Annotated in this window: 11 protein-coding genes; 6 read left to right on the top strand and 5 right to left on the bottom strand. The window is 56.3% G+C overall.

The window, feature by feature from the left end; all coding sequences use genetic code 11:
• Nucleotides 1-101: 101 nt before the first annotated feature.
• The 3 genes from ACR0EL_RS07395 to ACR0EL_RS07385 all read right to left on the bottom strand — a co-directional run bounded on the left by ACR0EL_RS07395 (nucleotide 102) and on the right by ACR0EL_RS07385 (nucleotide 3051).
• The gene (locus tag ACR0EL_RS07395) at nucleotides 102-779 is read right to left on the bottom strand and encodes a hypothetical protein (RefSeq protein ID WP_480499128.1); all 678 of its coding nucleotides are present in this window, start codon (nucleotides 777-779) and stop codon (nucleotides 102-104) included.
• Between the two features lie 6 nt (nucleotides 780-785).
• Entirely contained in the window at nucleotides 786-2186 is a 1401-nt protein-coding gene (locus tag ACR0EL_RS07390) for a selenium-binding protein SBP56-related protein (RefSeq protein WP_480499126.1), read from the bottom strand.
• A 67-nt stretch (nucleotides 2187-2253) separates the two neighbouring features.
• Nucleotides 2254-3051 (bottom strand): IclR family transcriptional regulator, encoded by a 798-nt coding sequence (locus ACR0EL_RS07385; protein ID WP_480499124.1) that lies wholly within the window; start codon nucleotides 3049-3051, stop codon nucleotides 2254-2256.
• A 230-nt stretch (nucleotides 3052-3281) separates the two neighbouring features.
• Here ACR0EL_RS07385 and xylB point away from each other — a divergent pair, with 230 nt between their 5' ends.
• Genes xylB through ACR0EL_RS07370 form a run of 3 tightly spaced genes read left to right on the top strand, consistent with a single transcriptional unit; the run spans nucleotide 3282 to nucleotide 6966 of the window.
• Nucleotides 3282-4739 (top strand): xylulokinase, encoded by a 1458-nt coding sequence (gene xylB, locus ACR0EL_RS07380; RefSeq protein ID WP_480499122.1) that lies wholly within the window; start codon nucleotides 3282-3284, stop codon nucleotides 4737-4739.
• Nucleotides 4736-5668, top strand: coding sequence for an aldose epimerase family protein (locus ACR0EL_RS07375; protein ID WP_480499120.1), 933 nt, complete (start codon nucleotides 4736-4738; stop codon nucleotides 5666-5668). The genes xylB and ACR0EL_RS07375 overlap by 4 nt, the downstream gene beginning before the upstream one ends.
• Nucleotides 5665-6966: a cytochrome-c peroxidase gene (locus ACR0EL_RS07370; protein WP_480499118.1), complete on the top strand. Its 1302-nt coding sequence runs from the start codon at nucleotides 5665-5667 to the stop codon at nucleotides 6964-6966. The genes ACR0EL_RS07375 and ACR0EL_RS07370 overlap by 4 nt, the downstream gene beginning before the upstream one ends.
• On the opposite strand, the gene ACR0EL_RS07365 is transcribed toward ACR0EL_RS07370, so the two are convergent.
• Together ACR0EL_RS07365 and ACR0EL_RS07360 are read right to left on the bottom strand one after the other, a co-directional pair.
• Entirely contained in the window at nucleotides 6967-8478 is a 1512-nt protein-coding gene (locus ACR0EL_RS07365; RefSeq protein WP_480499116.1) for a CRTAC1 family protein, read from the bottom strand. It abuts the gene before it with no gap.
• Nucleotides 8468-9685, bottom strand: a complete 1218-nt coding sequence (locus ACR0EL_RS07360) for an ROK family protein (protein ID WP_480499115.1) — start codon at nucleotides 9683-9685, stop codon at nucleotides 8468-8470. Before ACR0EL_RS07360 ends, ACR0EL_RS07365 begins: the two co-directional genes overlap by 11 nt.
• 154 nt (nucleotides 9686-9839) lie before the next feature.
• Here ACR0EL_RS07360 and xylF point away from each other — a divergent pair, with 154 nt between their 5' ends.
• The 3 genes from xylF to ACR0EL_RS07345 all read left to right on the top strand — a co-directional run bounded on the left by xylF (nucleotide 9840) and on the right by ACR0EL_RS07345 (nucleotide 13023).
• Nucleotides 9840-10859, top strand: a complete 1020-nt coding sequence (gene xylF, locus ACR0EL_RS07355; protein ID WP_480499114.1) for a D-xylose ABC transporter substrate-binding protein — start codon at nucleotides 9840-9842, stop codon at nucleotides 10857-10859.
• A gap of 62 nt (nucleotides 10860-10921) precedes the next feature.
• The gene (locus tag ACR0EL_RS07350) at nucleotides 10922-12220 is read left to right on the top strand and encodes a sugar ABC transporter permease (RefSeq protein WP_480499113.1); all 1299 of its coding nucleotides are present in this window, start codon (nucleotides 10922-10924) and stop codon (nucleotides 12218-12220) included.
• Nucleotides 12220-13023 carry an ATP-binding cassette domain-containing protein gene (locus ACR0EL_RS07345; RefSeq protein WP_480499112.1) on the top strand — a complete coding sequence of 268 codons (804 nt, stop codon included), beginning with the start codon at nucleotides 12220-12222 and terminating at the stop codon, nucleotides 13021-13023. The genes ACR0EL_RS07350 and ACR0EL_RS07345 overlap by 1 nt, the downstream gene beginning before the upstream one ends.
• The last annotated feature ends 7 nt before the right edge of the window (nucleotides 13024-13030 follow it).

Raw genomic sequence — 13030 nt, 5'->3', positions numbered from 1 at the left:
ATCATAACGTTCGACAAGCGGAGTGATCACAACACGTGCCGGTACATGCGACTCAAGGGGCTAGAAAACAGGTGGCTAAAGAGGCGTGCAGACATATCATCTCAATGTCCTGCATAGGCCGACCAGATGCCGAATGCGCCCACTATGATCAGGCTGATCGCCCAGGCAACATCCAGATTAAACCAGCTTTTCGAGATGAATTTGAGGCCGAGCCAATGGTAGACGAACACAGCGATCAAAGCTCCGGCTGAAGTCATTGCAAGGGTATGAACCGCAGCCACTGTGAAGGCCGTAAAGACATCATTGCTCATCAGCGCTTGTGCTGCCGCATGGCCCGTCGTGGCCACATTGCCCGGCTCAAGCAAGCCACAAATTCCCAGATATATCGGAACCAGCATCAGCCCTGCGCCGTGTGCCATCGCGGCCAGAAATGACCAAAGCGCCAAACGCGCCGGATGAACACGGGCCAATATCTTGGGGTGTTTTTGATTGATCAACAGATACACACCCATTGCAATCACGATCACGCCGGCACCCAGGCGGATTTCGGTTTCGCGCTCGACGAGAATAATCATCAACGAGAACGGCAGCAGAATGCCGATCATCGCCAGGAAATGCCCCAGCGCCAGCATCAAAAGCGCCTTGGCCATGGCCGTGGGCTTGCGCTCCATCAACGCAGCAGACACCGCTAAAGGCCAGCCCATGCCGGGGTTTATTCCATGATATAAGCCAGAGAAAATGACGGCCCACCAAAGGGCCGTCAAAGTCAGATCTTCCATCCGAACTTACACGGAAGGATAGCAGAAGCTGTCAGTCGAGCAGTCGCCGCCTTCCAGACGGATCTGATGTGCGCGCGTGTTCTCGGGGAAGTTGATGTAGAAATCTGGATCCAACGCAAAGCTGCCATCGTCTCCTACATTGGCCATCACCATCTGGCCGCCTTCCTGATGCGGATAGAACTGATTATCCCAAGTTGAATAGAGCGAGTTGGTCCAATACACACGTTTGCCGTCCCGGCTGATCTCAACCATTTGCGGGCCGTAGATAAAGTCTTTGCCATTGGGATGCTTAGTCTCGCGCGCGATCCCACCCAGTTCGACCTTGCCGTTTAGAACTGGATTGAACGGATCAGAGACATCGTATTGGTGCATCTCACCCAGACCCCAGCACGCGACATAGAGGTATTTGTCATCCAAGCTGAGGTCGATATCGGTGACCAGAGGCGGCACAGCACTGAACCCTTTCAGCAGCTCGGGCAGATTGTCGGGGTCTTCGGGGCGGGGATCAATGGTTATCACCTTCTTCGAGTTCCAGGTCCCGTCATCCTCGCGCCACCAAGTGAATATCGCACCTTGCAGATTTGTGGTATCCACGACGACGCCGCAGAACCCGTAGGATTTTGTCGGATCATGGGCCGGGCGGATTTCCAGTGCCATCTGGTAATTCTCGCCAAAGTCGATGGTCTGGATGTTCTTGCGTGCCCGCAGGTCCCAGAAATGGATCGAATGGCCGTATTTGTTACTCAGCAAATCCTCGGGTACAACGCCGCCTTCAAACTGTGGCGGCAAGCCCCATTCTGAACTGACCATGTAGTCTTGCGGCAGGTTCCACCAGAAATCATAGTGCTTGTCCTGCTTGCCTCGATCCATCTCGTAGCGCCCGATGATATCGAAGGTTTCACAGTCCATGATGAAAATGCCCGGAGGTCCATCTATGCCATCGGGGCCAGCGCCACCCAAGGTTGAGACATAAATCCCCTCAGGACCACAATGGATCGTGTGGGGCCGCGAGTAGCCGGTTTTGGCAAAGACTTCCTCTGGCTCAATGATTTTGTGAATTTTGGCCTTCAGCGGCTCTTTGACGTCGAAGATGTAGATGCGGCTTGATCTGATGCCTGGCACGATCAGATAGCGCCGTTCCAGAAAGGCATGACCTGAGAGCGGGGACAGGGACGAAGAACAGGCGTTCCAGCCGAAATGATGAAACTCGTCTCCGGTCGTGGGGGTCATGACCGTATGCACGATTTGTCCATAAGTGTCCGAGCCATTTCGAAGGTCGATCACGGCCAGCCCATCGTGATGGCTGGCGTCTTTGCCCAGCATAATGGTGAAGGCAAAGTTTTCGACCGGCGCTTCCATCGCCAGTTTGGGTGACGCGTGAAACGTCGGATCTGGTCGTAAGTTCATGGTAGTCCTCCCTTTTGTTTACCCCACCTCGCTGGGGTTCGCCTGTAGGTCTTGATGAATCTCTGCTCTAGACACCTCCAACATTGCACAGTTGGATCGCGCCGCTGACCTTTGTGGCAAGGTCTTTGAGTTGCTCCCCAATTTCTTGTCTGTAGTCAGTTCCAAATCGTCGTACCGGCCCAACTGCGCCGACGCTGAATGTGACCCCGATCCGGCCAACAGCCACCGGGGCCGCAACGCTGGCGATACCAATATCAATTTCCTGGTCGCAATCGGCAAAACCCTGTTGCTGGATCACCTTGAACGCCTCAATCAGCTCGTCGCGCGTCGTTTTGGTGTGATCTGTAAAGGCCCTGAGCGCGCCGTTCAGGATGGTGTCCTGAAAACCCGGCTCGGCAAAGGCCGCTATCGCCATCGAGCAGGAACACGCATGCAAAGGGCGTTCCCCGAGGCCAGGATGCACAAATGCACGGGCCGGGTCCTCGGGGGTTTCGACATGTATGATTTCGATCTTGCTGTCTCGAAACCGGGCCAGAAAAACCGTTTCGTTGAAGGTCGTAGCCGCCGCGCGCAATGCCGGGGCGGACACGCGGCGCACATCGATATCGGACTTGCCGAGCAACGCGATACGGATCAGGCGATCACCAATCACGTAGCGCCCATCTCCGTTTGGGTCCTCAATCAGGCCCTGGTCCAAAAGCGATTGCACCTGCCGGTAGCATGTTGGTTTGGGAAGGCCGCTGGCCATCTGCACCTCAGCAACCGAAACAGGCCGACCCATGACGGCGATAGTTTCTAGCAAGCTGATCAAACGCTCTAGGTGCATATAGTCGGGATACCATCGAATGGTGAGACTTGTTCTCATATAACGAGACATCACCCATAGAGATCAAGCTTTGTTTGCCATATGATCAAAAACCGGTTTGTGAATGTTCGAACCGAACGCCCTGAAACCGGTCGATGCTGGTCTACACCAGATAACAAACTTAGGCTTTTCGCAGACGGCGTGTGATAGAGCATCTGTCGGAGACCGATGTTGACAATGCGCGCATAGGTAATAATTTTAGTTAATAAAATAATAAGGGGGAGATCGCCGTGCATCTCGGACTGGACTTGGGTACCTCAGGGCTCAGGGGTGTTCTTATCGAGGAGGCTGGCACCGTCATCGGCAGTGCCGAACATGAGATTGCAACATCCTATCCGCAATCCGGATGGTCCGAGCAGGCGCCTGAGGATTGGATCGATGCCTGCAGAACGGTGATTGCCCAGATCAGGACAAAGCATGAAACGGAGTTTTCCAAGCTGCGCGGGATTGGCCTAAGCGGTCATATGCATGGGGCAACTTTGTTGGATGCCGATCTGAATGTGCTGCGCCCCTGTATTATGTGGAACGACACGCGTGCCGCGCAGGAAGCAGCCAAGTTGGACCAGATCACAGACATGCGGGCCATATCCGGCAACATTGTCTTCCCGGGCTTTACGGCGCCCAAGCTGGAATGGGTGCGGACGCACGAGCCGGATGTCTATTCCAGAGTAGCGAAGGTGCTTCTGCCCAAAGATTATTTAAGGCTTTGGCTGACTGGTGAGTGCATCAGCGATATGTCTGATAGCGCCGGCACGTCGTGGCTGGATGTCAGTAGCCGCACGTGGTCAGAAACCGCACTGCGGCTAAGCCATATGCGTCTGGACCAGATGCCCCGGCTGGTTGAAGGCAGCGAAGCGGGCGGAGACCTCAGGTCAGAGCTGAGGCAAGACTGGGGTCTTACTGGGCCGGTGGTTGTTGCTGGTGGAGCGGGGGACAATGCGGCCGCGGCCTGCGGGATTGGCAGCGTTGAAGATGGCGCGGGTTTCCTGTCGCTTGGCACTTCGGGCGTTTTGTTGGTGGCCCGCGACAGATACGCGCCCAAGCCTGAAACGGCAGTCCATTGCTTCTGCCACGCAGTGCCCGACCGGTGGATTCAGATGGGGGTCATTCTGTCTGCGACAAACTGCATGAACTGGTTATCTCGAAATCTTAGGCAATCCGTCGGTGACCTGGCCGGCGCGTTGCCAAAGTCCCCAGAAGGGCCATCCGCGGCACGCTTCTTGCCCTATCTGTCCGGAGAACGAACGCCCCATAATGATAGCGCCATCCGAGGCGCTTTTCTGGGCCTTGATGTCTCCTCGGGGCCCGTTGATCTGACACAGGCGGTTATGGAAGGCGTCGGTTTTGCTATGCGGGATTGCCTTGAAGCGCTCAGAAGCACGGGAACCGAGCCCAGCAGCCTGATGGCCGTTGGCGGCGGGGCGCAATCCCCGTATTGGCTGGAAACACTGGCGACGGTATTGCAAATACCCCTGGCTCTGCCATGTGGCGGCGAATTCGGCGCGGCAATTGGGGCTGCACGCCTTGCAATTTGTGCAGCCAGTGGTTCTGAACCCACCGACGTTATGTCGCCGCCCGAGGTGGGCAGCATTATCGAACCACGCGCCGATCTGTTTGCCGCATATGAGCAGGCGTATCAAAGCTATCGCCAATATTATGCGGCGCTGGCTCCGCTTGCGCAAAAATGACCAGACAAGTGATCCAGCAAGCCACCCTCGAAAGTGGTGAAATGCGCGTATGTCTGCTGAGCTATGGGGCGATAACCCAAGGCTGGTGGTACAAGGGCATTCCCATGATCCTGGGCTATGATGATCCCATGGACTACCTGTCGGATCGTAACTATCTGGGCGTCATCGTCGGTCGCGTTGCCAACCGTATCGCAGGCGCGTCATTTGCATTGGACAAGGCGCTGTTCGCGCTGGATGCGAATGAAGGCCGGAACACTCTGCATGGCGGGCGCTTGGGCCTTTCACACCAACATTGGACCCTCGCTCAGGTTGCCGAGAATGAGGCAGTGTTGTGCCTAAACTCACCTGATGGAGATTGCGGCTTTCCAGGGCAGGTGCAATTCGAACTGCGCGTCACACTCGAATATCCACGTCTGACCTATTCGGTCGCTGCCCAAACAGATCGTCCAACACCGATCAGTATCGCGCAGCACAATTACTATTCGTTGGGCAGCACAACTGGCGTTTCCGATCACCTTCTAAAATTGGCCTCAGACCGGTATCTGGACACCGACGATCAGGGAATAGCGTTTGGCCCGATATCTAAGACCGCTGGGGGCTCGATGGATTTCAGCTCTGCCAAACCTATCAAGGAGGCGGGGGTAGATCTGGATCATTTCTTTGTGTTCGGAACGGGCGCCAAACAACCCGCCGCCGAAGTCACCGCGCCGAATGGTTTGAAACTGAAGCTCTGGTCCGATCAGCCCGGTGCGCAGATTTACACCGGTGGAGGTCTGTCTGACCCTTTCGCTCCCAGAGCGGGCCTGTGTATCGAGCCGTCGGGATACCCCAATGCGCCGAATGTTGCGGCCTTTCCGTCAATTCTGTGCACTCCAGAGCGCCCTTATCGACAGACCCTGACCTTAGAAATCACTGAGAATGCAGCATGAGATTGATCGGAACACTGGCTGTCGGGGGTTTTGTCTTCGCATCAGCCGCAAACGCAACATCGCTGGATTTGGGCCCGAGTCCGGTATTTGTTGAACCCGACCTCGAAGCCGTCGAATTGGGCCAACTACTGTTCTACGACCCGATCCTGTCGGGCAACAGAAACATAAGCTGTGCGACCTGTCACCATCCTGACCTCGGAACATCCGATGGTTTGTCGCTGGGGATCGGCGAAGGGGGTGTGGGTCTAGGGCCCGAACGCGCGCTTGATCCGAACAACTTGCCCGAACAGCGCATTCCGCGAAATTCGCCTGCGCTTTGGAACCTCGGCGCGGCCGAATTCACGACTTTCTTTCATGATGGTCGGCTTGAGGCTGATCCGACGCAGCCGGATGGCATCCGCACCCCCCTGGGCACGAATATGCGATCCGGGTTCCAATCGGCATTGGCTGCGCAGGCGATGTTTCCTGTGCTGTCACCGGATGAGATGGCAGGTCACTATTCCGAAAACGATGTCAGTCAGGCTGTACGTCTTGGCCTGCTCACTCAGGAAGGTGGGGCCTGGGATCTGATCGCAGCCCGTGTTGCGTCGATCCCCGAATATCAGGCGTGGTTTAATCGGGTGTTGCCCGGAGAGGAAATCACCTTTACCGCCATCGCCAACGTGATCGCGGATTTCATCGCCTTTGAATGGCGCGCTGACAACAGCCCCTTTGACCGGGCCATGCGCGGTGAGGAACCTCTGACACCAGATGCGCAATTGGGCGCCGATCTGTTCTATGGTGAGGCAGGATGCAGCACCTGCCATTCAGGCTGGTTTCAGACGGATCACAGCTTTCACGCTATTGCCATGCCTCAGATCGGGCCCGGAAAAAGCGCCCGATTTGAAAGCCATGTCCGCGATGACGGCCGGTTGCGTGTCACAGGGGACGCGAATGATGCCTTCGCCTTCCGCACGCCATCACTGCGCAATGTGACACTGACGGCGCCTTATGGTCATAGCGGCGCCTATGCGCGACTCGAAGATGTGGTGCGTCACCACCTTGATCCGGAAAGCGCCTTGCGCAGTTATTCGACCGATATGGCTCTGCTGCCGGAGTTCCCCGTGACATCTGATCAAAAGGCTTTGCTGGACGCGGATCACGTAGAAGCGATAGCCAATGCCAATGAATTGGCCGAGATCAGCCTGACGGATGAGGAGGTCAATGCAATTCTGGCCTTCCTGACCAGTCTTGAGGACCCTGCCGTGCGGCTCGGTATCCCGGATCAGGTACCCAGCGGGTTGCCAGTCGACCGCTGATCATCGTTCGATCCGAATGCTCTGGTTGGCTCCAAACGCCTGCCAGTCTCCGATCTGTCCATCTGGCCAGATAACCCGCCCTTCGGCTGTGTCGGTCACGCCCAGACCAAAGTGATGCGGTCCGGCGATGCCGCTGGCATGTCCTCCGCCAACAGTAATTTCTCGGGTCTGTAGGCCTGCGGGCGTCTTGATCTCGATAAACCCGCCCACAGCAAACCGGTTTGAACGGTCCTGAGAAACCTCGATCAATAGCCAATTTCCGCTCTGGGATAGGCTTTCATAAAGCTCAAGCGCCGAGCCTCGATTGACAACCACCAGGTCTAGCCAGCCATCCGCGTTGAGATCCGCCAAAGCCGCACCGCGCGATTTTGCCATCGAGGCGATGCCTGCCGCCACCGACGCTTCTGCGAACTGACCCCGCGGGTCCTGCAGAAGCAGGTTGTTTGGGTCGTTCAGGGCCGCATCAGGCATCTGTTCTACATTGCCTTTGGCCACGAAAACATCATCCCGTCCGTCGTTGTTGACGTCCCCGAACTGCGCATGCCAGCCGGTTGAAGGGCGACCATCCCCACCTGCATGCGGACGATGGGCAGTTGTGCCCCGTTTATAGGTTGCATCGCGCCAAGTCGGCCCCGTGGCTTCGGGGTCGAACATCTGCAATTTCTGATCACCCATCGAAGTCAGATAGACTTCGGGGAAGCCATCTCCGGTCAGATCACGCGACGCGATGCCCATGCCCCAGATTGAATAGGGCAACCACCCGTCCTCGGCAGAGTAGAGCGTGGGTTCTGGTTCCATCGCCCATAGCTGCTCCTGACCTCCCTTTACGTAGTAGTGGCGGTCATTACTAACACGCAGGTCCGCGCGCCCGGACCGAGACCAGTCGGAGAACAGGATTGAAAGGGAACAATACCCCGGTTCCAGATGCGCCGGTGGCAGATAGCTGCCGTCCTTTGATCGGTACAAAACCGTTGGGCCGCAGGCTTCGAACGGGCCATCTGGATTGCTGCGGTCAACATATGTGCCAAAGGCAAGGGTCGGTAGGTTTTGTCCATCTTCCCAAGTCGCGGAAAATCCGGTTGTCCAATGATCGTCTGATTGGAACCCAAGCGTGGTGAAAGGGCTGAACCGGCAATCCGCCGCGCCCTTCATCAGCAGATCGGGACCGACCCGCAGAATGGCGAGGTCCAGAATGCCATCGCTGTCGATATCCAGCGGATAGGCGCCAGTGACACCCGTTAGTTTCAGTTCTTCGGGCGTATTGGCATCGTATGATACGCTGCCTGATGAAGTGTTTCGAAACAGCTGCGATGAGTTAACTCCACCCGCTGCAAACAGCTCAGGCAGGCCATCCCCGTCACAATCAAAGACAGCGACTCCGCCACCTACAAAATGCTCCCACCCGCCATCGTAGATATGGCTTTCAATCTCGACCGGCGTGAAATGCGGGGTTTGCACCTCCGCCCCTAGTGCCGAGGGCAACATCAGAAGAACAAACAGCTCAGGACGCATGTGCCGGAATGTCCTTTACCTTGAGGATCGAGACCTGCTCGATCGCATAAGCCGCTGCGCCCTTGGCCCACATTTGATCACCCCAATGGTGTACTTTGATCTCGGGCAGAGGGGTATCCACATTCACAACGCCGCTGCGGATACGGGCCATCACCTCATCCGAATAAAGATGCTCCAGCCCTTTTTGCCCCCCGGACAGAATGATGCATTCGGGGTCAAACAGGTTTATCAGGTTGGAAATTCCCAAACCAAACATCTGACCCGCGCGACCAAGTACCGAGGCGGCCATTACATCGCCGCTTCGCGCTTTGTCGTAGATATCAGCAACGGTCCTTGGGTTTTGGTTTTGATCCACAACTGTCATCTCGCGGATCAGTGCGTAGTCGCCTACATAGGCCTCAAGGCACCCGCGCTGACCGCATTGGCAGAGCGCACCGTCTAGCTGCACTTTGGCATGCCCGAATTCCGCCCCGCAGCCCCGTTCGCCGCGATAGAGCTTGCCATCTAGAACGATGCCAAGACCCACGCCATGTTCGATGGTCACGACAAGGAAGTTCCTTAAGCCTTTGCCGTAGCCAAAATGCTGTTCGGCCTTGGCGACAAGATTGGCGTCGTTCTCGATAAAGGCCGGGCAAGGGATCGCCTTTGGGAGGATCTGACCGAAATCGATGTTTCTTTCCGTCAGGGATGACGACCAATGGACAAAGTTGTTTTCTGCATCAACAAGCCCGGCAACGCCAATTGAGGCCCCGGACAAATCCTCTAGCGTTTTGCCGATCTGTGCGCTGGTTTCTTGCAGTGCATCGCGAATAGTTCTGACAAAAACCTCGGGCGTCATCTGTGCGTCGGTCAGCGGATGGTTATACGAGGCCAAAGGCGTGCCCTGAAAGTCAACTAGGATCACCGACATCGCATGACGCGCAACCTTGAGGCCCGCCACAAGGTAAGACCCTCCATCCAGTTGCAGCAAAACCCGCGGGCGCCCCCGCTTGGATGATTTCAAGGGTGGATCGCCTGGAACCTCTTTGATCAAACCGGCTGAGATCAGGTCTGCAGTGGCTGATGTAACCGTGGCAGGGCTGGTTTGAAGCGCGCTGGCAATATCGATGCGCGAGACTAAATCCCGACTTCGGATATGGTCGAGAACCCGCATGCGGGTCGTGTTTCGCTGTTCTATCGAAGTTTGAGAAGCTTTGCTTTTCAGCATCTTGCCCATCCGAATCTGATCTTCCTATTAATTTATGGGCATTTTTGAGTTTCGAACAGACTAAATATTTTACTGACTGAAATAAATATGCTACTCCCGATTCTGAAAGCCACGAATCGACTTCGAGATGGCTTGGAAAAAACGGGAGGAAATCATGAAAAAACTTCTCAGCCTTTCGGCTGCGGTTGCATTGATGGGATCGGCGGCCTTCGCTGAACCGATTGTCGGCGTAAGCTGGTCCAACTTTCAAGAAGAACGTTGGAAGACCGACGAAGCTGCCATCAAGTCGGCGTTGGAAGCCGGTGGTGCTGAATACATCTCGGCTGATGCACAATCATCTTCGGCAAAACAGCTGTCTGATATCGAAAGCCTGATCGCTCAGGGTGTAGATGCTCTGATCATTTTGGCGCAGGACGCACAGGCCATCGGCCCCGCCGTTCAGGCCGCCGCCGATGAAGGTATTCCTGTCATCGCCTATGACCGTCTGATCGAAGATGATCGCGCCTTTTATCTGACCTTTGACAATGTCGAAGTGGGTCGGATGCAAGCACGCGCGGTTTTCGAAGCCATGCCCAAGGGCAACTATGTCATGATCAAAGGCTCGCCGACTGATCCAAACGCAGACTTCCTGCGTGGTGGCCAGCAAGAGATCATCGGCGCGGCTGTCGACAGCGGTGACATTGTGATCGTGGGCGAGGCCTATACAGATGGCTGGCTGCCCGCCAATGCGCAGCGGAACATGGAGCAAATCCTGACCGCCAACGAGAACAACGTTGACGCGGTCGTCGCCTCGAATGACGGTACCGCTGGTGGTGTTGTCGCGGCACTGACCGCGCAAGGGATGGAAGGTATCCCTGTCTCAGGTCAAGATGGCGACCACGCTGCGCTAAACCGCGTTGCCCTGGGCACACAAACTGTATCGGTTTGGAAAGACGCCCGCGAATTGGGTAAAGCAGCCGGCGAAATCGCTGTTGCGCTCAGCAGCGGAACCAGCGCGGGGGATGTTGACGGCGCAGTTAGCTGGACCTCGCCCGGTGGCACCGAAATGACATCTGTCTTTTTGGCCCCGGTTCCGATCACCAAAGACAACCTGAGTGTTGTTGTGGACGCTGGGTGGATCTCGCAGGACGCCCTGTGCCAGGGTGTCGAGAACGGACCTGCACCTTGTAACTAAACCTAAATTCCCTGGCCCTTTTGCTTGGGCCAGGGACCTTTGCTGATATTGAAAGATCGGAAATGACCGAAACTTCGTCTCAGCCGGTACCCCAAAAAAACAAGCCCAACCTGTTCCAGCAATTGGAACTGGATATGAGGCTTTTGGGCATGATCGGCGCCTTTGTCATCCTGTGTATCGGGTTCAATATCGTCACGGATGGGCGGTTCCTGACACCCCGAAACCTGTTCAACCTGTCGATTCAAACCGTCTCGGTCGCCATCATGGCCTGCGGTATGGTCTTCATCATCGTGACCCGTCATATCGATCTATCTGTCGGTGCGCTGCTGGCGACAACTTCGGCTGTAATGGCAATGACCCAGACGGAGCTGTTGCCGCATATGCTGGGGCTGGGGCTGAACAACCCGCTGACATGGGCGATTACAATCGTTGTTGGGCTTCTTGTCGGTACGCTGATCGGTGCTTTTCACGGATGGATGGTTGGCTATCTAACCATACCGGCATTTATTGTGACACTGGGCGGCTTTCTGGTTTGGCGAAACGTGGCCTGGTACATGACCAGTGGCCAGACCATCGGACCGCTGGACAGCACCTTCCTGATGTTTGGCGGAACCAATGGGACCTTGGGCACGACCGTCAGCTGGCTGTTTGGACTGTTTGCAACTGTCATCGCAATTTGGGCCTTGTGGAGCGGGCGTCGCGCCAAAGCAGCGCATGGGTTCCCGGTCAAACCAGTCTGGGCGGAATCAACCCTCGCTGCGATCATTGCCATCGCCATTCTGGGATATGTGTTCATCGTGAACAGCTATGCCATCCCAACCCGCAGGCTGGAGCGTATGTTCGAAGCACGCGGAGAGATCATGCCAGAGGGATTGATTGTCGGATATGGCATCCCAATCTCGGTTCTCATTCTGATCATCGTCGCGGTCAGCCTGACCGTGGTGGCGCGCAAAACACGGTTCGGGCGGTACATCTTTGCGACCGGAGGCAACCCGGATGCGGCTGAACTGTCGGGCATCAACACCCGGTTGCTGACTGTTAAAATCTTTGCCCTCATGGGGTTCCTCTGTGCCGTCTCAGCGGTCGTGGCCTCAGCCCGTCTGGCCAACCACTCGAACGATATCGGCACGTTGGATGAACTACGCGTCATCGCTGCTGCTGTGATTGGCGGCACGGCACTGTCGGGTGGGATCGGTACGATCTATGGTGCCATTCTTGGGGCCTTGATCATGCAGGCGCTTCAGTCTGGCATGGCCATGGTCGGCGTCGATGCACCTTTCCAAAACATAGTTGTCGGCAGCGTGCTGGTGCTGGCGGTCTATATCGACATCGTCTATCGCAAGCGATTGGGGGCTAAGTGATGCAAGCTCAGGAAACGCAAAAAACGACCCCGAATACCGGTCGTGGATCCGGTGCCGCACCCTTGGTCGAGATGCGGGATATCTCCATCTCATTCGGTGGGATCAAGGCGGTCGATCAGGTGTCTGTCGACCTTTACCCCGGCGAAGTCGTTGGGCTGCTGGGCCATAACGGGGCCGGAAAATCCACTCTGATCAAGGTTTTGTCTGGTGCTTACCAGATGGACCACGGTGAGATTTTGATTGACGGCAATCCCGTCGAGATCGGCAATCCAAGGGACGCGCGGGCCAACAATATCGAGACGATCTACCAGACCCTGGCCCTGGCCGACAATCTGGATGCCACGTCGAACCTGTTCCTTGGGCGTGAAATGGTAACGCCCTTTGGTCTGGTCAACGACGCGGCGATGGAGGCGGAGTGCCGCAAGATCATGGCGCAGCTCAACCCGAATTTTCAGAAGTTCAACGATCCCGTCTCTGCCCTGTCCGGGGGGCAGCGTCAATCCGTGGCCATTGCGCGTGCTGTATACTTCAATGCGCGCATTCTGATCATGGACGAGCCGACCGCCGCTCTGGGTCCGCATGAGACTCAGATGGTGGCCGATCTGATCCACCAGCTCAAGGCTCAGGGGATCGGGATCTTCCTGATCGACCATGATGTGCACGCAGTGATGGACCTGTGCGACCGCGCGTCGGTTATGAAAAACGGCAAGCTGGTCGGAACGGTGGATATCGCGGATGTCACCGATGACGATCTGCTGTCGATGATCATTCTGGGCAAGAAACCCGGCGAAAAGACGGAATGAGGTGAAG

Source organism: Ruegeria sp. AH12, from assembly GCF_056541465.1.
The sequence above is the reverse complement of the archived record's forward strand: the minus strand, read 5'-3'. Positions and strand labels throughout refer to the sequence as shown.

Coding starts and splice junctions, on each gene's coding strand:
- ACR0EL_RS07395 (WP_480499128.1), bottom strand. CDS start 779: ATGGAAGATCTGACTTTGACGGCCCTTTGGTGGGCCGTCATTTTCTCT.
- ACR0EL_RS07390 (WP_480499126.1), bottom strand. CDS start 2,186: ATGAACTTACGACCAGATCCGACGTTTCACGCGTCACCCAAACTGGCG.
- ACR0EL_RS07385 (WP_480499124.1), bottom strand. CDS start 3,051: ATGAGAACAAGTCTCACCATTCGATGGTATCCCGACTATATGCACCTA.
- ACR0EL_RS07375 (WP_480499120.1), top strand. CDS start 4,736: ATGACCAGACAAGTGATCCAGCAAGCCACCCTCGAAAGTGGTGAAATG.
- ACR0EL_RS07370 (WP_480499118.1), top strand. CDS start 5,665: ATGAGATTGATCGGAACACTGGCTGTCGGGGGTTTTGTCTTCGCATCA.
- ACR0EL_RS07365 (WP_480499116.1), bottom strand. CDS start 8,478: ATGCGTCCTGAGCTGTTTGTTCTTCTGATGTTGCCCTCGGCACTAGGG.
- ACR0EL_RS07360 (WP_480499115.1), bottom strand. CDS start 9,685: ATGCTGAAAAGCAAAGCTTCTCAAACTTCGATAGAACAGCGAAACACG.
- xylF (WP_480499114.1), top strand. CDS start 9,840: ATGAAAAAACTTCTCAGCCTTTCGGCTGCGGTTGCATTGATGGGATCG.
- ACR0EL_RS07350 (WP_480499113.1), top strand. CDS start 10,922: ATGACCGAAACTTCGTCTCAGCCGGTACCCCAAAAAAACAAGCCCAAC.
- ACR0EL_RS07345 (WP_480499112.1), top strand. CDS start 12,220: ATGCAAGCTCAGGAAACGCAAAAAACGACCCCGAATACCGGTCGTGGA.